The organism is Pseudaestuariivita sp., assembly GCF_052825805.1.
On record NZ_JBRBVB010000010.1, the window covers coordinates 174,445 to 192,355 of the forward strand.

General features: G+C 67.3%; 19 protein-coding genes. 11 read left to right on the plus strand and 8 right to left on the minus strand.

The window, feature by feature from the left end:
• Nucleotides 1-12: 12 nt before the first annotated feature.
• From atpD to ACU0B3_RS12440, 4 genes are all read left to right on the plus strand, one after another.
• On the plus strand, nucleotides 13-1,437 hold the full coding sequence (atpD, locus tag ACU0B3_RS12425) for a F0F1 ATP synthase subunit beta (RefSeq protein ID WP_446261175.1): 1,425 nt from the start codon (nucleotides 13-15) through the stop codon (nucleotides 1,435-1,437).
• A 56-nt stretch (nucleotides 1,438-1,493) separates the two neighbouring features.
• On the plus strand, nucleotides 1,494-1,892 hold the full coding sequence (locus ACU0B3_RS12430) for a F0F1 ATP synthase subunit epsilon (RefSeq protein ID WP_446261176.1): 399 nt from the start codon (nucleotides 1,494-1,496) through the stop codon (nucleotides 1,890-1,892).
• A gap of 153 nt (nucleotides 1,893-2,045) precedes the next feature.
• On the plus strand, nucleotides 2,046-2,396 hold the full coding sequence (locus ACU0B3_RS12435; protein ID WP_446261177.1) for an H-type lectin domain-containing protein: 351 nt from the start codon (nucleotides 2,046-2,048) through the stop codon (nucleotides 2,394-2,396).
• Nucleotides 2,393-2,920: a GrpB family protein gene (locus ACU0B3_RS12440; RefSeq protein ID WP_446261178.1), complete on the plus strand. Its 528-nt coding sequence runs from the start codon at nucleotides 2,393-2,395 to the stop codon at nucleotides 2,918-2,920. Before ACU0B3_RS12435 ends, ACU0B3_RS12440 begins: the two co-directional genes overlap by 4 nt.
• A gap of 34 nt (nucleotides 2,921-2,954) precedes the next feature.
• Here ACU0B3_RS12440 and ACU0B3_RS12445 read toward each other — a convergent pair whose 3' ends face one another.
• On the minus strand, nucleotides 2,955-3,971 hold the full coding sequence (locus tag ACU0B3_RS12445; protein ID WP_446261179.1) for a ribose-phosphate pyrophosphokinase: 1,017 nt from the start codon (nucleotides 3,969-3,971) through the stop codon (nucleotides 2,955-2,957).
• A gap of 104 nt (nucleotides 3,972-4,075) precedes the next feature.
• On the opposite strand from ACU0B3_RS12445, the gene ACU0B3_RS12450 reads away from it, so the two are divergent.
• Both ACU0B3_RS12450 and ACU0B3_RS12455 read left to right on the plus strand, forming a co-directional pair.
• The gene (locus ACU0B3_RS12450) at nucleotides 4,076-4,672 is read left to right on the plus strand and encodes a DsbA family protein (protein WP_446261180.1); all 597 of its coding nucleotides are present in this window, start codon (nucleotides 4,076-4,078) and stop codon (nucleotides 4,670-4,672) included.
• Between the two features lie 6 nt (nucleotides 4,673-4,678).
• The gene (locus ACU0B3_RS12455; protein ID WP_446261181.1) at nucleotides 4,679-5,455 is read left to right on the plus strand and encodes an alpha/beta fold hydrolase; all 777 of its coding nucleotides are present in this window, start codon (nucleotides 4,679-4,681) and stop codon (nucleotides 5,453-5,455) included.
• Here ACU0B3_RS12455 and plsY read toward each other — a convergent pair.
• The 6 genes from plsY to ACU0B3_RS12485 form a co-directional block, all read right to left on the minus strand.
• Nucleotides 5,452-6,063, minus strand: coding sequence for a glycerol-3-phosphate 1-O-acyltransferase PlsY (gene plsY, locus ACU0B3_RS12460; protein WP_446261182.1), 612 nt, complete (start codon nucleotides 6,061-6,063; stop codon nucleotides 5,452-5,454). The two genes, ACU0B3_RS12455 and plsY, sit on opposite strands and share 4 nt — an antisense overlap.
• On the minus strand, nucleotides 6,063-7,346 hold the full coding sequence (gene pyrC / locus ACU0B3_RS12465) for a dihydroorotase (RefSeq protein WP_446261183.1): 1,284 nt from the start codon (nucleotides 7,344-7,346) through the stop codon (nucleotides 6,063-6,065). Before pyrC ends, plsY begins: the two co-directional genes overlap by 1 nt.
• Complete coding sequence (locus tag ACU0B3_RS12470; protein WP_446261184.1) at nucleotides 7,343-7,858, minus strand: aspartate carbamoyltransferase catalytic subunit; 516 nt, start codon at nucleotides 7,856-7,858, stop codon at nucleotides 7,343-7,345. The genes pyrC and ACU0B3_RS12470 overlap by 4 nt, the downstream gene beginning before the upstream one ends.
• A 107-nt stretch (nucleotides 7,859-7,965) precedes the next feature.
• Nucleotides 7,966-8,496 (minus strand): hypothetical protein, encoded by a 531-nt coding sequence (locus ACU0B3_RS12475; protein WP_446261185.1) that lies wholly within the window; start codon nucleotides 8,494-8,496, stop codon nucleotides 7,966-7,968.
• A gap of 14 nt (nucleotides 8,497-8,510) precedes the next feature.
• Nucleotides 8,511-8,954 carry a hypothetical protein gene (locus ACU0B3_RS12480; protein ID WP_446261186.1) on the minus strand — a complete coding sequence of 148 codons (444 nt, stop codon included), beginning with the start codon at nucleotides 8,952-8,954 and terminating at the stop codon, nucleotides 8,511-8,513.
• Complete coding sequence (locus ACU0B3_RS12485) at nucleotides 8,951-9,910, minus strand: aspartate carbamoyltransferase catalytic subunit (RefSeq protein WP_446261187.1); 960 nt, start codon at nucleotides 9,908-9,910, stop codon at nucleotides 8,951-8,953. The genes ACU0B3_RS12480 and ACU0B3_RS12485 overlap by 4 nt, the downstream gene beginning before the upstream one ends.
• A gap of 113 nt (nucleotides 9,911-10,023) precedes the next feature.
• Between ACU0B3_RS12485 and ACU0B3_RS12490 the strand changes: the two genes are divergently transcribed.
• From ACU0B3_RS12490 to ACU0B3_RS12505, 4 genes are all read left to right on the plus strand, one after another.
• On the plus strand, nucleotides 10,024-10,815 hold the full coding sequence (locus ACU0B3_RS12490; RefSeq protein WP_446261188.1) for a uracil-DNA glycosylase: 792 nt from the start codon (nucleotides 10,024-10,026) through the stop codon (nucleotides 10,813-10,815).
• Nucleotides 10,812-11,357 carry a molybdenum cofactor biosynthesis protein B gene (gene moaB, locus ACU0B3_RS12495; RefSeq protein WP_446261189.1) on the plus strand — a complete coding sequence of 182 codons (546 nt, stop codon included), beginning with the start codon at nucleotides 10,812-10,814 and terminating at the stop codon, nucleotides 11,355-11,357. The genes ACU0B3_RS12490 and moaB overlap by 4 nt, the downstream gene beginning before the upstream one ends.
• Nucleotides 11,358-11,460: 103 nt before the next feature.
• Entirely contained in the window at nucleotides 11,461-12,921 is a 1,461-nt protein-coding gene (locus ACU0B3_RS12500) for an efflux RND transporter periplasmic adaptor subunit (protein ID WP_446261190.1), read from the plus strand.
• Between the two features lie 3 nt (nucleotides 12,922-12,924).
• A complete protein-coding gene (locus ACU0B3_RS12505) occupies nucleotides 12,925-16,317 on the plus strand; it encodes an efflux RND transporter permease subunit (RefSeq protein ID WP_446261191.1) in 3,393 nt (1,130 codons plus the stop codon).
• A gap of 4 nt (nucleotides 16,318-16,321) precedes the next feature.
• Here the strand turns inward: ACU0B3_RS12505 and ACU0B3_RS12510 are convergent, their stop codons facing one another.
• Nucleotides 16,322-17,143, minus strand: a complete 822-nt coding sequence (locus ACU0B3_RS12510) for a protein-disulfide reductase DsbD domain-containing protein (RefSeq protein WP_446261192.1) — start codon at nucleotides 17,141-17,143, stop codon at nucleotides 16,322-16,324.
• Between the two features lie 98 nt (nucleotides 17,144-17,241).
• Between ACU0B3_RS12510 and ACU0B3_RS12515 the strand changes: the two genes are divergently transcribed.
• Nucleotides 17,242-17,820, plus strand: a complete 579-nt coding sequence (locus ACU0B3_RS12515) for a YqgE/AlgH family protein (RefSeq protein WP_446261193.1) — start codon at nucleotides 17,242-17,244, stop codon at nucleotides 17,818-17,820.
• The last annotated feature ends 91 nt before the right edge of the window (nucleotides 17,821-17,911 follow it).

Here is a 17,911-nt window from a genome sequence, read left to right on the forward strand (position 1 = left end):
TGGAGAGACGACATGGCAAACGCAGTCGGCAAAATCACGCAGGTCATCGGCGCTGTCGTTGACGTGCAGTTCGAGGATCACCTGCCCGAGATCCTGAACGCGCTGGAAACGGACAACAACGGCAACCGCCTGGTGCTCGAGGTTGCGCAGCACCTCGGCGAGAACACCGTGCGGACAATCGCGATGGACTCCACCGAGGGCCTCGTGCGCGGTCAGGATGTCAAGGACACCGACGGCCCGATCTCCGTGCCGGTTGGCACCGCGACGCTGGGACGCATCCTCAACGTGACGGGCGACCCGATCGACGAAAAGGGCCCGGTCGAAGCGGACGAGTATCGCCCGATCCACGCACCGGCGCCGGACTTTGCCGACCAGTCGACCGAGGCGGAGATCCTCGTGACCGGCATCAAGGTGATCGACCTCCTCGCCCCCTACGCCAAAGGCGGCAAGATCGGCCTCTTCGGCGGTGCCGGCGTGGGCAAGACGGTTCTCATCCAGGAGCTCATCAACAACATCGCCAAGGTGCACTCGGGCCTGTCGGTCTTCGCCGGCGTGGGTGAGCGGACGCGGGAAGGCAACGACCTTTACCACGAAATGATCGAATCCGGCGTTCTGACCCCGGACAACCTGACTGACTCCAAGATCGCGCTGTGCTTCGGCCAGATGAACGAGCCTCCGGGTGCGCGTGCGCGGATCGCCCTGACCGGCCTGACGCTGGCCGAACAGTTCCGCGATGCGACCGGGACCGACGTTCTGTTCTTTGTCGACAACATCTTCCGCTTCACGCAAGCCGGCTCGGAAATGTCCGCTCTGCTTGGCCGGATCCCGTCGGCGGTGGGCTACCAGCCGACGCTTTCGACCGACATGGGCGCAATGCAGGAGCGGATCACCTCGACCAAGAACGGGTCGATCACGTCGATCCAGGCCGTCTACGTGCCTGCGGACGACCTCACCGACCCGGCGCCGGCGACGACCTTTGCGCACTTGGATGCGACGACCGTTCTCAACCGCGCGATCTCCGAGCTGGGTATCTACCCGGCGGTGGACCCGCTCGACTCGACCTCGCGTCTGATGGACCCGCTGATCCTCGGCCAAGAGCACTACGAAGTCGCGCGTGACGTGCAGGGTCTCCTGCAGCGCTACAAGTCGCTTCAGGACATCATCGCGATCCTCGGGATGGATGAACTCTCCGAAGAGGACAAGCTGACCGTGGCCCGCGCCCGGAAAATCCAGCGTTTCCTCAGCCAGCCCTTCGACGTGGCGAAGGTCTTCACCGGCTCGGACGGCAAGCAGGTCCCGCTCGAAGACACGATCGACTCGTTCAAACGTGTTGTGGCCGGCGAATTCGACCACCTTCCCGAAGCGGCCTTCTACATGGTGGGCGGCATCGACGAGGTGATCGAGAAAGCCGAGCGCCTCGCAGCGGAAGCGGCCTAGGCGATCAAGCGTAGGATGGGTGCTTGCACCCATCTGGCATGGCTAAGGAGACAGACATGGCAGACACGATGCAATTCGATCTCGTGAGCCCCGAGCGCAGCCTCGCCTCGATGCAGGCCACCGAAGTGCAGATCCCCGGCGCGGACGGGGACTTCACCGCGATGGTGGATCACGCACCGGTCATCTCGACCCTGCGCCCCGGCATCCTGACGGTGGTCGGCCCGGACGGGACCAAGAAATACGCGGTCACGGGCGGCTTTGCCGAAATCGGTACTGCGGGCACTTCGGTGCTTGCAGAACGCGCGATCCCGGCAGACGAGGCGACCGCCTCCGACATCGACGCCCTGATCGAGGCGGCGCAGGCGGCAGCCAGCTCCGCCACCGGCTCCGGCGTCGACACGGCTAACAAGATGGTCGCCGACATGGAAGCGCTCAAGGCGCAGCTGGGCGTCTGACCGCCACGGTCTGACACGAACGCTGTGACCTCGATCACGACACGCGCGGGCCCTTTCGGGCCCGTTTGCAATTTGGGGTGGATCGACGGCGCCGAGTGCCTAGACTCGCGTATAGGGTGTGTGACGCAAGACTGAAGTGATGAAGTACTGGGCATGAAAAAGTTCTCTGGCCGCGACATCGTGATCGACGACGGGCGCGTCGATCTCTTTTCCGATTTCGAAGAGGGCGGTCCGATGTGGACCGGGTCCGGCCCGCGCGAGCGCCGCCGCAAGATCATCTTTGCGGAAGGCTTCGACGCGCCGCCGATGGTGCATGTCGGGATCGCGCTTTGGGACATGGACAACCGCACCAACCTGCGCGTCGACGTCCGGGCCGAGAACGTGGAGCATGACCGGTTCGACGTGGTCTTCCGCACTTGGGGTGACACACGTGTGGCGCGTGTGCATGTCAACTGGCTGGCGATTGGCAGTCAGAGGAATTCGGACGACTGGGACGTCGAGTGACCCCGGCGCCTGCCGCGCCGCGGATCGTCGCGTATGACCCGGCCTGGCCCGCGGCCTTTGCCGACGAGGCGGCGCGGATTGCAGCAGAGCTGCCACAGGGCCTCGTCACGCTGCACCATATCGGGAGCACGTCGGTGCCGGGCCTCTGCGCCAAGCCAATCATCGACATGCTGGGAGAGGTTGAACGGCTCGAAGACGCCCAAGGGCAGGCTGCCGAATTCGCGCGGCTGGGCTACGAGGTCAAAGGCGCGTTCGGCATCCCGGGCCGGCTTTACTGCCGCAAGACCGATGCGGCAGGCACCCGCACGCATCACCTGCATATCTTTGAAACGGGCAGTCCTGGCGCGCGGCGCCACCTCGCGTTTCGCAATCACTTGCGGGCGAACCCCGACGTTGCGGCTGACTATGCCGCGCTCAAGCGCCGGTTGGTCTCGCAGCAGGGTGCAACGAGCGAAAGCTACATGGACGGCAAGGACGCGTTTGTGAAGCGCGTCGAGGCGGAGGCACTGGCGGCAGGGTCTTGAGCGCCCAAAAATAAGCTGCGCCTATTTCTCGGGCTTACCGCCCCAGCGTGCCTTCGTAGATCGGCATCAGCGTGTCGAGCTCGAAGAGCGACGAGACCGACTGCCCCGACGAGATGTTGAGGATCGCCTGCGCGAACATAGGCGCGGTCGGCACGATGCGGATGTTGGGTGTGGCCTTGACCTCGGCCGTGGCGGCGATGGAGTCGGTGACGACCAGCGATTTCATCACCGATTTGGTGATCCGCTCGCAGGCCGGGCCCGAGAGGACGCCGTGTGTGATGTAGGAGTGGACCTCCTTGGCGCCGTTCTCGATCAGAACTTCGGCGGCCTTGCAGAGCGTGCCGGCGGTGTCGCAGATGTCGTCGACGATGATGCAGACCTTGTCGGTCACGTCCCCGATCACCGTCATCTCGGCGACTTCCCCGGCCTTTTCCCGGCGCTTGTCGACGATCGAAAGCGGCGCCTCGATCCGTTTCGCAAGCTCGCGCGCGCGCGCCACGCCGCCCACGTCCGGGGAGACGACCATCAGCTCGTCCATCCGCCCCGCGAACTGCGCCGCCACGTCGAGCGCAAAGACCGGCGAAGCGTAGAGGTTGTCGACGGGGATGTCGAAGAAGCCTTGTATCTGAGCCGCGTGCAAATCCATCGTCAGGACCCGCTCGATGCCGGCGCCGACCAGCATGTTCGCCACCAGCTTGGCCGTGATCGGCGTGCGCGCCTTGGTCCGGCGGTCCTGCCGGGCGTAGCCGAAGTAGGGGATGACGGCGGTAATCCGCGAGGCCGAGGAACGGCGCAGCGCGTCGGCCATCACCAAGAGCTCCATCAGGTTGTCGTTGGCCGGATTCGACGTCGACTGGATGATGAACATGTCCTCGCCGCGCACGTTCTCGAAGACCTCGACAAAGATCTCCCCGTCGTTGAAGCGCTCGACCCGGGTGTCGACCAGCTCGACCTTGGCGCCGCGGTGGATCGACATGCGCCGGGCGATCGCGGCGCAAAGGGCAGGGTTCGAGTTGCCCGTGATGATCTTGGGCGCGGCGCTCGCTGGCATGGTGATCTGTCCCCCGTGGCACACACATGGATTCGTGTTGCGTGCCGGTGCCTTATCACGCAGACCTGACCCGTCAAAGCGATCCAGATGCCAGGGAGGCTCCCATGACGCATATCGACTACTACTTTGCGACCATCTCGCCTTACACCTATCTCGCCGGCACCCGTCTTGAGGAGATTGCCGCCCGGCACGGCGCGAGCATCACCTACAAGCCCTGCGATGTGATCGCGCTCTTTGGCAAGACGGGTGGCCAGCCACCCAAGGAGCGTCACCCCGCCCGGCAGGAGTACCGCCTGATCGAGATGGAGCGGCAGTCGGCCAAGCTCGGCATGCCGCTGAACCTGCACCCGGCGCATTGGCCGACCAACCCCGCGCCCTCCTCGTATGCGATCATCGCCGCGCAAAAGGTGGGCGGCGGCGATCTGGGCGCGCTTTGCCATGCCGTGACGCGCGCGTGCTGGGCCGAAGAGCGGAACGTGGCCGAGGACGATGTGATCGCGGCTTGTCTCGAGGCGGCGGGTTTTGACCCGGCGCTGGCGCAGTCCGGGATGCTGGCTGGCGCGGAGGAATATGCGGCCAACCTCGAAGAGGCGGCCTCGCGCGGCGTCTTTGGTGCGCCGTTCTACATCACCGACGACGGCGCGCGGTTCTGGGGTCAGGACCGGCTCGACGATCTCGACGCGCACCTCGCAGATCGCTGACCGGCGATGGAGTTGGCCTGGCACGAGCTCGGGCAGGGGCCTCGGACGCTGGTCGCGGTGCACTGCTCGCTCGCCTTCGGAAAGGCGTGGGCGGGTGTGGCCAAGGCTTTGGACGGCCGGATGCAGGTGTTGGCTTGCGACATGCCGGGGCACGGCGCCTCGCCGGATTGGCGTCCTGGTGACGCCGAGCTGCAGGGACTGACCGCCGACGCAGTCGTGGCGCGCATGGAGGCGCTTTCGGGTCCTGCGCATCTGGTCGGTCACTCCTTTGGCGGGACTGTTGCTTTGCGCGTGGCGCTCGAACGCCCGGATCTCGTGGCTTCCCTGACGCTGATCGAGCCTGTGTTCTTTGCTGCTGCGTTTGCCCATGACCCGGCCAGCCGGGCGGTCTACGAGGCGCAGTTCACCGGGTTTGGTGATGCCTACCGGCGTGGCGACTTGCGGAGCGCGGCGCGGGAGTTCACCTCCATCTGGGGTGGCGGCGTGCCGTGGGAGGCGCTGCCCGAGCCGCAAAGGCAGATGATGGCGGACCGCATCCACCTGATCCCGGCTGGAGAGCCGGGGATCATCGACGACGTCGGCGGGATGCTCGCGCTGGGGCGTCTCGAGGCGCTGAGCTGTCCGGTGACGCTGATCGAGGGGGCTGAAAGCCCGCCGATCGTGTCGGCCATCCAGACGGCGCTTGCTGCGCGCGTCGCTCATGCGAGCCGGCACGTGATCGAAGGGGCAGGGCATATGGTGCCGCTCAGCCATCCAGCCGAGGTTGCACGACTGATCGGCTAGGCTTTTTTCCCGCCAATCTTGCTCTCGGTGCCCGCACGCAGTCGCGCGATGTTTTCGGCGTGGCGCCAGAGGATGATCGCGGCGAGCACGGCACAGAGCAAAGCTACCTCCCCGCGTCCTAGGATCACCGCCCACACCGGAGCGGCGCAAGCCGCCACCAGCGCGGCAAGCGACGAGTAGCGAAAGAGCGCAGCGACAGCGAGCCAAGTCAGACAGGCCGCGATGCCGACCGGCCAGGCCAGTGCAAGCACCAGCCCAAGGAACGTCGCGACGCCCTTGCCGCCCTTGAACCCCAGCCAAACCGGAAAGCAATGCCCCACAAAGGCGCAGAGCCCTGCGAGCTGCGCCGCGTCCTCGCCGGCCAGCATCCGCGCGAGCAGCACAGCGACGACGCCTTTGCCGCCATCGAGGAGCAAGGTGAGGAAGGCCGCGAGCTTATTGCCGGTGCGCAGCACATTTGTCGCGCCGATGTTGCCCGACCCGACCTTGCGCAGGTCTCCGAGCGCAAAGGCCCGCGAGATCAACACGCCAAACGGCACCGAGCCGAGGCCGTAGCCAATCAGCGCCCAAAGCGCCAGAATTGCGGCGGAGGAGGTCACGTCAGGCATCACGCACGCTCATAGATCACCTCTCCACCCAGGTAGGTCGCCAGCACGCGCCCCTGCATCCGCTGCCCGTCAAAAGGCGTGTTCTTGCATTTCGAGCGCAGCGTCGTGCGGTCGAGGACAAACGGCGCGCCGGCATCGAAAAGCACGAGGTCCGCAGTCGCACCCACCGACAAGTTGCCGCCCTCGAGCCCCAGCCGCCGCGCGGGATTGAGCGACAGGGCGCGCCAAATCTGCGGCAGGCTCAGCCCCTCGGAATGGTGCAAGCGCATGGCGGCGGGGAGCAAAGTCTCGAGCGCCACCGCCCCGGAGGCGGCCTCCTCGAACGGCAGGCGCTTCGATTCCTCGTCCTGCGGCGTGTGCATCGAATGGATGATGTCGATCAGCCCTTCGCGCAGAGCCTCGACCACAGCGCGGCGGTCGTCCTCGTCCCGGAGTGGCGGCTTGACCTTGAAGAAGGTCCGGTAGTCCGCCACGTCGAGCGCGTTTAGCGTCAGGTGGTGGATCGAGACCCCGGCGGTCACGTCGAGCCCGGCGTCCTTGGCGCGCCGTAGGGTGGGCAGTGCCGCGGCGGTCGTGATCTGGTCGGCGTGGTAGCGCACGCCCGTCGCCTCCACGAGCGCCATGTCCCGCTCCAGCCCCATCCGCTCGGCAAGAGGGGAAACGGCGGGCAGCGCGCGCAGCGTTGCGAACTTTCCCGAGGTGGCTGCGGCGCCCGCGCTCAAGTTCGGCTCCTGCACGTGGCACATGACCAGCGCGCCGAGCTGGCGCGCGTAGGTGAACGCCCTTTGCAACGCCTTGGTGTTCGTCGTGACGTGGTCGCAATCGGTGAAGGCCACGGCGCCGGCGTCCGAGAGGAACCCGATCTCCGTCATCTCCTGGCCCGCGCGGCCCTTGGTGAGCGCGGCCATGGCGTGTACGCGCACGCCCGCCTCCTGCGCGCGGCGCCGGGCGAACTCGAGCGTTTCGGGGCTGTCGAGCGCGGGGTCCGTGTCGGGGCGCGTCACGATGGTCGTGACCCCGCCCGCCGCCGCCGCGTGTCCCGCCGAGCGGTAGCTCTCGAGGTGACGCGCGCCGGGCTCGCACACCTTGACGCCGATGTCGACGATGCCCGGGGCGAGGCACTTGCCGCGACAGTCGATAAGGTCGGCGGAGGGCAGAGAGGGCGTGACGCCTTCGTCAAAGACCTCGGCAATCTGCCCGTCCTTGACCAGCAGCGCGCCGAGGCGTGGTGTGTCTGCCTCCGGGTCGATCAGTGTGGCGTTGTGAAAGAGCTTGGCGGTCATGCAGCACCTCGTTGCACATCCCGCATCAGGCGCATGACGTCGGCGGCGTCGGGGATCCGTTCGAAGCCGACCGGCACGCTCCGCGTGCCATTCTTGGTGCGTTTCGTCCTGTGTGCGAAATAGACGGAGCCGGGTGTATCCCCGCCCAGCTCTAACGCTGTGTCGCTGCTGATCGGGTAGCTCTTGAGGCGTTTGCCGCTCAGCGGCAGGTCGGTAGCAAGGAAGGCGCGTCTGTCACTCAGCGTGTACCACGTCCGGCGGCGTACAAAGGTCGGCCAGGTAACGCTGAAAAAGATGATGCCGAAACCAACGCTGAAGTGGAGCAGTCCGAACATCCAGAACGTCCCGCCCGCGCCACTCGCCAAGATCATCCAGAAAAGTGCGAAACCGGTGAAAAAAAGTCCGAACACCACCATGAACCAGTTTTGCACAGGCACCGAAAACCGACCATCCGGGCGTCCCTGCCAGAGGATGCGCTCACCGTTGTCGAGGATGCTGTCCCAGTCGGCCATCCGTGCCCTGTCCCGTGGTGCCTGCCGGGTGCACCCGGCCTCTAGGCTCATGGGCTGTTTGCCGCATTCGCGCGGGGGAGGCAATCTGGGACGTCTGAGTCAGCGCCTCAGGAGCGGGCAAAGATCGGGATGATGGCGACGAGGATCGCAAAGAAGATCACGGCCAGCATCGCCCAGACCCATTTGGGGATGCGGGGCGCGACCGTGCCGGGGATCGGCGGCGGCTGCAGGCTGCCGCTGGCCGAGGTGCTTTGCAGGGGTGTCAGGTCGACCTCCGCCGCGCGCTCTCCGAGCGTGACGACATGGTTGAGCGGCGGCTGGGGGTGCAGCGTGACCGGGCGCTCCGGGAAGGCTTCGGCGCGCAGAACCACCGCGTGGGTGATGTTGCCGAGCGTTGCGGCGTGCGGCGCCAGCGCCTCTTCGGGCACGCCGATCCCCTCGCGCAGATAGCCGTGGAGGCCGAGATCGCCCATGACGGCGGTGTCGAATATGTCGACCTGCGTGGCGAGCGGCGTCTCTCCCAAAAGAACGCCGAGCCGCGCGGGGTCCGCGTCGAACTGAGCGGCCTCGGCGGCGGGCAGGTCGATGGAGAAGACGTCGACCCGTCCGTGATCATGTGCGGCGATTGTAAGTGTCATGGGAGGGTAGCGCGTCAGCCTGTGATTTTGTTCCCAGATGCGCCAGCCCGCGCCGCGTCGATCGAGGCTTTGGCGCCCTTCGGATCGGAGAGGTAGGCCATCGTGATTGCGGTGCCGTTTGTCAGGCGCAGCACGACGTGGGTGCCGAGCCGGACTTTGGTCTGCGCGATCTCTGTGAGCGGCAGGCTGTGCGCCTCCGCTTCCTCGACCGGGTTGGCATAGGTCAGTGTCTGATCCGTCAGTGTCCAGACCGCCTGTGCGTGGCGGCGCCAGAGGCTCAGCTCGTCGGTCGCGAACATGTAGCAGAGCGCGAGCAGGACCGATCCGGCGAGGCTCTGCCAGACGCCGAAATACGCCCAGCCGGGGATCAGCACCGCGATGGTGAAGGCAAAGAGCAGGGCGAGGCGTTTTGCATAGGCACGGCGCGCAGGACGAAAGGTCGCGACGGGCGCGCTCACGCCATGACCTCGCCAAGTCCGCGCGCAGTTCGGGCGCGCAGGTTCTGCGCCAAAAGGTCCATCGCCGCCATGCGCACCGCCACGCCCATCTCCACCTGCTCCTGAATGACCGAGCGGGTGATGTCGTCGGCGATCTCCCCGTCGATCTCCACCCCGCGGTTCATCGGGCCGGGATGCATGACGATGGCGTCGTCTTTGGCATGACGCAGCTTGGCCGCGTCCAGACCATAGCGGTGGTAGAATTCGCGCTCGGAGGGGATGAAGCCGCCGTCCATCCGCTCCTTTTGCAGGCGGAGCATCATCACGACGTCGGCGTCCCTGAGGCCCGCGGCCATGTCGTGCGTGACCTCGACGCCGAACTCTTCGATGCCTGCGGGCATGAGGGTTGGGGGGCCGACGAGGCGGACGCGGTTCTCCATCTTTCCCAGCAGGATCAGGTTCGAGCGGGCCACGCGGCTGTGCGCGATGTCGCCGCAGATGGCGATGGTGAGGCGGTGCAGCCGGCCCTTGGCGCGGCGGATGGTGAGCGCGTCCAGAAGCGCCTGGGTCGGGTGCTCGTGCCGCCCGTCGCCGGCGTTGAGCACGGCGCAGTTGACCTTTTGTGCGAGCAGATCGACCGCGCCCGACTGAGGATGGCGCACCACCAGTAGGTCGGGCCGCATGGCGTTGAGCGTCAGGGCGGTGTCGATCAGCGTCTCGCCCTTTTTGACCGACGAGGTCTGCATCGACATGTTCATCACGTCCGCGCCAAGGCGCTTGCCTGCCAGTTCGAACGACGCCTGCGTGCGCGTCGAGTTCTCGAAGAACATGTTGATCTGCGTGAGCCCGGCCAGCGCGTCGGCGTGTTTCGAGCCGCGGTTGAGGGCGGCGTAACTGTCCGCGAGGTCGAGGAGCGTGGTGATCTCGTCCGGGGCAAGCGGCTCGATCCCGAGGAGGTGCGACTGGCGGAAGGTCATGGCGGCTCCTTGCGGCGTGGCGCTCTTATAGGCGGGGGCTGCGCGGGCGTCCAAGGGCGGGAGCCTCCGGCGGGGATATTTTTAGCCAGAAGAAGTTGGAGGGCTGTCCCGGGATGGCCTATGTCTGGGGCATGGAGATGGACTCGCATCAGGCCCTTGCGGCGCTTGCCTGGCAGATCGAGCTGGGCGCGGACGAGGCGATTGGTGATGTGCCGGTGGCCCGGACGGCGGTGCCTGCGCCGGTGAAATCTGATTCGGTCAAGCCGGCGCCGGTTCGGGCGGCGACGCCGGAGCCTACGGCGGTGCCAGCCGGCGGGGACCCGGTTGCCGATGCTGAGAGGGCTGCGGCGGCTGCGGGCTCGCTCGAAGCGCTCAAGGCGGCGGTGGCGGCGTATCCCCATTGCGAGTTACAGAAGGGCGCGCGGTCGCTGGTGTTTTCCGATGGCATCCCGGGCGCGCCGGTCATGCTAGTGGGCGAGGCGCCGGGGCGGGACGAGGATCGTGAGGGCAAGCCCTTTGTGGGGCGGGCCGGGCAGCTGCTCGACCGCATATTGGAGGCCGGGGGGCTCTCGCGGCAAGAGACGGTGTACCTGACAAACGTGCTGCCCTGGCGGCCTCCGCAGAACCGTGACCCGAAGCCGGACGAGATGGCGATGATGCTGCCGTTCCTGCGCCGGCATATCGCGCTGGCGCAGCCGAAGGTGCTGGTGGCGGTGGGCAATCACGCCTGTCAGGCACTGCTCGGGCGCAAGGGGATCACGCGGCTCAGAGGCCAGTGGAGCGAGGCGGAGGGTCTGCCCTGTCTGCCGATGCTGCATCCCGCCTACCTTTTGCGGAATCCAGCGGCCAAGAAGCAGGCCTGGGCGGATATGTTGGACCTTGCAGAACGGGTGGAGCGCGGATGAGCCGGATTGATGAGACGCGGGACATGGTCCCGGTGCGGATTGCGCTCTTGACGGTGTCGGACACGCGCAGCCTCGAGGATGACAAGTCGGGCGACGTGCTGGAGGCGCGGGTGACGGGCGCCGGGCACAGGCTTGCCGCGCGCGATCTGGTGCCGGACGACCGGGAGGTCATCGCGGCCAAGCTGCGCGGCTGGTGCGCGGACCCTCAGATCGACGTGGTGATTTCTACCGGCGGCACGGGGCTCACGGGACGCGACGTGACGGTCGAGGCGCATCGGGATGTCTACGAGAAGGAGATCGACGCCTTTGGCACGGTCTTTACCATGATCTCGATGCAAAAGATCGGGACCTCGGCGGTGCAGTCGCGGGCGACGGGCGGCGTGGCGCAGGGCACGTACCTCTTTGCGCTGCCGGGCTCGCCGGGCGCGTGCAAGGACGCCTGGGACGAGATCCTGGCGTTGCAGCTCGACTACCGGCACCGGCCTTGCAATTTTGTCGAGATTTTTCCGCGTCTGGACGAACATTTGCGACGGAAAGTCTGACGCCGTGCGTGTATAGGGGCGATCACGTGGGTGTGCGCCAGCTTGGCGGCGTGCCTGCGTGGCTTATATCTGACGGGACCCAGCCCGTATTGCGAGGACCTCGATGCGCGTATTCCGGCAGGCCCTGACGGGCCTTTTCCTCCTTGGGGTGACAGTGGCGCTGATGGCCTGGGCGGCGGGGACCGTGCGCGATGCGGTGCAGGCGCGCATATCCGAGGAGCCGCGGGAGCGTCCGGCGCGCGAGCGTGTTTTTGCCGTGAACGTGACCGAGGCGGTACCGGGCCGCGAGGTGCCGCAGCTGATCACCTTTGGCGAGGTGCAGTCGCGCCGGACGCTCGATTTGCGCACGGCGGCGGGTGGCACGGTGGTGGCGCTCTCCGAGAATTTCGTCGAGGGCGGGCAGGTCAAAGCGGGTGAAGTGCTGGTCGAGATCGATCCCACCGACGCCGAGCTGGCGCGGCAGCGCGTGGCCTCGGACTTGCTCGATGCCGAGGCGGCCGTGCGCGACGCGGACCGGGCGCTGGCCCTTGCGCGGGACGAGCTGGCGGCGGGCGAGGAGCAGGTCGCGCTGCGCGAGACGGCGCTTGACCGGCAAAACCAGCTGTCGGCGCGCGGCGTCGGCACGACGGCCAACCGCGAGGCGGCGGAGCTGGCGCTGTCTTCGGCGCGGCAATCGGCGCTGGCGCGGCGGCAGGCGCTGGCGGCTGCGGAGGCACGCGTCGACCAGGCGGCGACGAGCCTTGCGCGGACGCAGATCGCGGTGGCCGAGGCGGAGCGGCGGCTGGGTGATCTGACGCTGACCGCGCGCTTTGACGGGACGCTCACGGGGGTGTCGCTGGTCGAGGGCGGGCTGGTGCAGGCCAATAGCGAGGTCGGCCAGTTGATCGACCCGTCGGCGCTCGAGGTGAGTTTTCGGGTGTCGACCGCGCAATATGCGCGGCTGCTGGACGAGGCCGGACAGCTGAGGCAGGCCGAGGTGCGCGCGACGCTCGACGTCTTTGGCACGGACCTGACCGCGACCGGAACGCTCTCGCGGGACAGTGCCGCCGTGGAGGAAGGGCAGACGGGCCGTCTGATCTTTGCCCGGCTGGGCGCCGCGCCGGGGTTCAAGCCGGGGGATTTCGTGACCGTGACGGTGGACGAGCCGGCGCTCGACCGGGTTGTGCGTCTGCCGGCGGCGGCGATCGATGCCTCCGAGCGGGTGCTGGTCGTCGGCGCCGAGGAGCGGCTCGAAGAGCGCGAGGTGGTTTTGCTGCGGCGTCAGGGGGACGACATTCTGGTGCGCGCTCAGGGGCTTGCCGGGGCGCAGGTGGTCAGCGAGCGCTCGCCCGTGCTGGGCGCGGGCATCAAGGTGCGCGTGCTGCAGACCGGGCCCGACACCAATGTGCCTGAAGAGCCGCAGACCATCGCCCTGACCGATGAGCGGCGGGCCAAGCTCAAGGCGTTTCTCGAAGGCAACACGCGGATGCCGGCGGAGGTGCGCGACCGGATGCTGGCGCAGCTCGATGCGCCGGAGGTGCCGGCGCGCATGGTCGAACGGCTCGAGAGCCGGATGGGAGGCTAGGCCATGGCCACCACCCGCGATCTGCCGCCGCCAAAGGGTATCCTCGGTTACCTGACGCGCCACCGGACGCTGGCCAATCTGCTGCTGGTGCTGATGCTGGCGGCGGGGGCCGTGGCCTTTCCCAACATGCGGGCGCAGTTCTTTCCCGACGTGATCGTCGACAACGTGTCGGTCAACGTGCGCTGGGACGGCGCGGGGGCCGAGGACGTGGACCGCGGGATCGTTCAGCTCCTCGAACCCGCCTTGCTGGCTGTCGAAGGGGTCGAAAGCGCGGCCTCGACCAGCCGGGAGGGCAGCGCCTCGATCCGGCTGGAGTTCGAGCCGGGCTGGGACATGTCCCGTGCGGGTGACGATGTGCAGGCCGCCGTCGATCAGGTTTCGAACCTGCCGGTGGAGGCGGACGATCCGACGGTGCGCCGCGGTGCTTGGCGGGACAGGGTCACCGACGTCGTGATCACCGGCCCCGTGGGGGTCGAGCAGCTGGGCCGGTTCGCCGACGAATTCACCGCGCGCCTTTTTGCCGCCGGGGTCACGCGCACCACCATCCGCGGGCTGGCTGCGCCGGAAACGGTGATCGAAGTGCCCTCGTCGCGGCTGATCGCGTTCGACATCACGATGCGCGAGATCGCAGACGCCATCGCCTCGGAGGTGGACGCGGACCCGGCGGGCGACGTCGAGGGCACCAACACGCGCGTACGCACGGGCGTCGAAAAGCGGAGCGCGGACCAGATCGCGGGCATCGTGCTGCGCTCGAACCCGGACGGGTCCAAGCTGACGGTGGGTGACATCGCCACGGTGCGCGTCTTCGGCATCGACCGGGACCGCTCGTATTTCGTAGGCGAGGAGCCGGCGATTTCGATCCGGGTGGACCGCTCGGATCAGGGTGACGCCATCGGCATTCAGGTGACGGTGCAGGAAGTTGCCGACGAGATGGCACTGACCTTGCCCGAGGGGGTCGAGGTCTCGCTGATCCGCACGCGGGCCGAAGCGATCTCGGGCCGGCTCGACATGCTGCTGGAAAACGGCCTGCAAGGGCTTGGGCTTGTGGTGCTGCTGCTCTTCCTCTTCCTCAACGCGCGCACGGCGTTCTGGGTCGCGGCGGGCATCCCGACGGCGATGTTTGCCGCCGTGGCGCTGATGTACGTGGCCGGGATCACGTTCAACATGATCTCGCTCTTTGCGCTGATCATCACGCTGGGGATCGTGGTCGATGATGCCATTGTGGTGGGCGAGCACTCCGACTGGCGCTACCGCCACCTCAAGGAGCCGCCGATGCTGGCTGCCGAGAACGCGGCGCGCCGCATGGCGTTGCCGGTCTTTTCCGCCACGCTCACGACGATCATCGCGTTCTTCGGGCTGGTGGCCGTTGGGGGCAGGTTCGGAGACCTTATCGCCGACATCCCGTTTACTGTGATCGTGGTGCTGATCGCGAGCCTCGTGGAGTGCTTCCTGATCTTGCCTAACCACATGGCGCACGCGCTGGCCGCTTCGGCGAGGGAGCGCTGGTACGACGTGCCGTCGCGGGTGGTGAACCGGGGATTCGAATGGGTGCGCGAGCGCGGCTTCCGCCCCTTCATGGCGCTGGTGATCCGCGCGCGCTACGCGGTGCTGGCGGGGACGATTGCGGTGCTGGCAAGCCAGGTCGCGCTCTTTATCGACGGCTCGGTCCAGTGGCGGTTCTTCAACGCGCCCGAGCGCTCGTCTGTCACCGGCAACTTTGCGATGGTGGAGGGCGCGACGCGCGAGGACACGCAAGCCATGATGCGTGAGATGCAGCGCGCCACGGATGCGCTCGCGGCGCAGTACGAAGAGCGGTATGGCCGCAACCCGCTCGACTTTGTCATTGCCGAGATCGGCGGCAATGCTGGGCGCGGGCTCGCCGGGACGGACACCAAGTCGGCGGACCTTCTGGGCGGTATCTCCATCGAGCTGATCGATGCCGACCTGCGGCCGGAATACTCGGCCTTCCAGTTCGTGGGCGAGCTGCAGGACGAGGTGCGTCGCTTGCCGCTCGTCGAAACGGTCAGCTTCCGCGGATGGCGGCAGGGACCGGGCGGTGACGCGCTCGACGTGCAGTTCTATGGCGCGGATGCGGACACGCTGAAAGGCGCCTCCATCGCGCTGCAAGAGGCGTTGAGCCAGTTCCCCGAGGTCTCCGCCGTCGAGGACGATCTGGCTTACGACAAAGAGGAGTTGATCCTCGAGCTGACCCCGCAGGGTCAGGCGCTGGGCTTTACCATCGACGGGCTTGGCACAGTGCTGCGGCACCGGCTTGGCGGGATCGAGGCAGCGACCTATCCGCTGGGTCCCCGGTCTGCGACCATCCGTGTTGAGCTCCCCGCGGGTGAGCTTACCGCGGACTTCCTCGAACGCACGCAGATGCGCAGTGCTTCGGGCTCTTACGTGCCGCTGGCGGACATCGTGAGCGTGGAGCGGCGGACAGGTTTTTCGACCGTGAGGCGCGAAAACGGTCTGCAGATCGTGTCGGTGACCGGCGACATCTCCGAAGACGACCCGGCGCGCGCCACCGAGATCCAGGAGATGCTCACGAACGACATCCTGCCGCGCATCGCGGAGGAGAACCAGGTCGAGTACATCCTGGCCGGGCTGAGCGAGCAGGAGGACCAGTTCCTCGCCGATGCGCAGCTGGGGCTGATCCTGTGCCTGACGGGGATTTACCTTGTGCTCGCCTGGGTCTTTGCCAGCTGGTCGCGCCCCATCGTGGTGATGGCGATCATCCCGTTTGGCCTTGTGGGCACCATATGGGGGCATCATTTCCACGAGGTGCCGCTGAGCATGTTCACGGTGGTCGGCCTTTTGGGCATGACCGGGATCATCATCAACGACAGCATCGTGCTGATCACCCAGATCGACCAATACGCCAAGGACCGCGCGCTGATTCCGTCGATCATCGACGGGGCGGTGGACCGCCTGCGCCCGGTGATGCTGACGACAGCGACGACGGTGCTCGGGCTGATGCCTCTGCTCTCCGAAGGGTCGGTGCAGGCGCAGTTCCTCAAACCCACGGTGATCACGCTGATCTACGGCTTGGGTTTTGGGATGCTGCTGGTGCTGCTGGTCGTGCCGTCGCTGGTGGCGATGCAGGAGGACGTGCAGCATCTGCGGCAGAGCTACCAGCGCTCGCTCCGTTTCCGGGCGGCGCCGGCGCGGCGATTCATGCAGGCCGTGAGCCTCCTGGTCGCGGTTTGGGCGGGGCTGACGCTGGGCTGGACGCTGGTTACGGGCGCGCTGCCTCAGGCGCTGGCGCCGCTAGCCTTTGCCGGGATGGCGATGACGGGGGCGGTGGCGCTCTTTGCCGCGGGGCTGGCGGTGCTCTGCCTTGCGGCCTACGCGCTGGCGATGGTGCTCGTCCGCCCGGCGCGGGCGGCCGCGTAAGGGCCTAGCCTGCGCTGCAGCCTGCGATGTCGGCCGCGTGCCGGCTGCCGATCACGGTGAACCGCAGCGCCTCGCGCGAGAGGGCAAAGGCGCCGCCGTCCACGTGGTAGACCTTGGCACTGGCGCTGAGCGTGTCCCCGTCGCGCGCAGTCTTGGCCTGCCCGATGTAGAGCTGCGGGTCGGCGGCCTCGATCACCACCGCCTCTTTCGTGCCAGTAGGGGGGAGGGCGAGCTGCGCATCGACCCGCACGCCGCCCTCGATCGGGCGGATGCGGCAGGTCGCGCTGCGCACGCCCGCCTCACGCGCGGACAGAGGCCGGTCGACAAGCGCCGCGACGATCGCAGCGTCCCGTGTCCCAGCAGGCGCGAGCGTGGTGTCGATCTTGAAAGAGACGGGGATGCAGATGTCGCGGCAGACCCCCATGACCACCTTGCCGCGCAGACGGACGGGCGCGCGAGCGTCTTGCGCGCGCAGGCGCAGCGGCAGCACGACGCGGCCCTTGTAGCCGACCGATTGCGTGCCGAGTTGGTCAAAGACGATGGGCGTCGGCCAGACGACCTCGATCCCGGCGAGATTGCCCGAGCCGCGCCATGTGAATTTGGGCGGGATGCCCGCCTCTCCCGGCACGCGCCAGTAAGTCTTCCACCCCGGCTCGAGCGTCAGGGCAAGCCCGGCCACATGCACGCCGGATTGCATCCGCCAGCCGGGCAGCACCTTGGCCGTGAGGACGCTATCGAGGCCGTCTTTGGCAGCGGCACGGCTCGCAGGCAGCGCCAACGCGAGCGCCGCGAAAAGGGTCACAAGGAGGGGCATGAGCCGGGTCATGCCGCCTGAATGCCGGATCCGCGCGCCGAGGCCAACTCACGATTTGCTCATGTGCGGCGCGCCTTGCAATCCTCCGTGGCGGTGCCCATCCTTTTGCCATGGCTGCCACGACCTCTTCTCTGGACCTCACCGGGCAGGTGCTGATCGCGATGCCGTCGATGCCGGATCCGCGGTTCGAGAAGGCGGTGGTGCTGATCGTCGCGCATTCCGAGGATGGCGCGATGGGCCTGATCGTGAACAAGCCCGCGGAGGGCGCGCGTCTCAAGGAGATGCTGGCGCAGCTGGAATTGCCAGACCGGGGCGTGCGCGACGATCACGCGCTGCACTTTGGCGGTCCGGTGGAGGTGACGCGCGGCTTCGTGCTCTTTGACGGGACATACGCGACGGACGCGCCCGTGGCCGAGATTGCGGGCGATCTGCGCATGACCTCGACGCTCGACGTTTTGCGCGACATCGGCGCGGGGCATGGACCGGAGCGGAGCCTGATCGCGCTGGGCTATGCCGGCTGGTCGCCGGGCCAGCTCGAGAACGAAATCCAGCAGGACGGGTGGCTGGTGGCCGAGGCGCCTGCGGACATGCTGTTCGATCTGCCCGATGGCGAGAAATACGGCGCCGCGATGCGGGTACTGGGGATCGACGGGCTTAACCTGGGATCGGGTGCGTCGCGTCCGAATTGAGAGGCAGCCGCGGCTTATGCAAATGAGAAACAGAAATGCACGCGCCGTCCCGAGGGGTGGCGCAATCGCGCCGCCCCATGGGGGCGGGTCG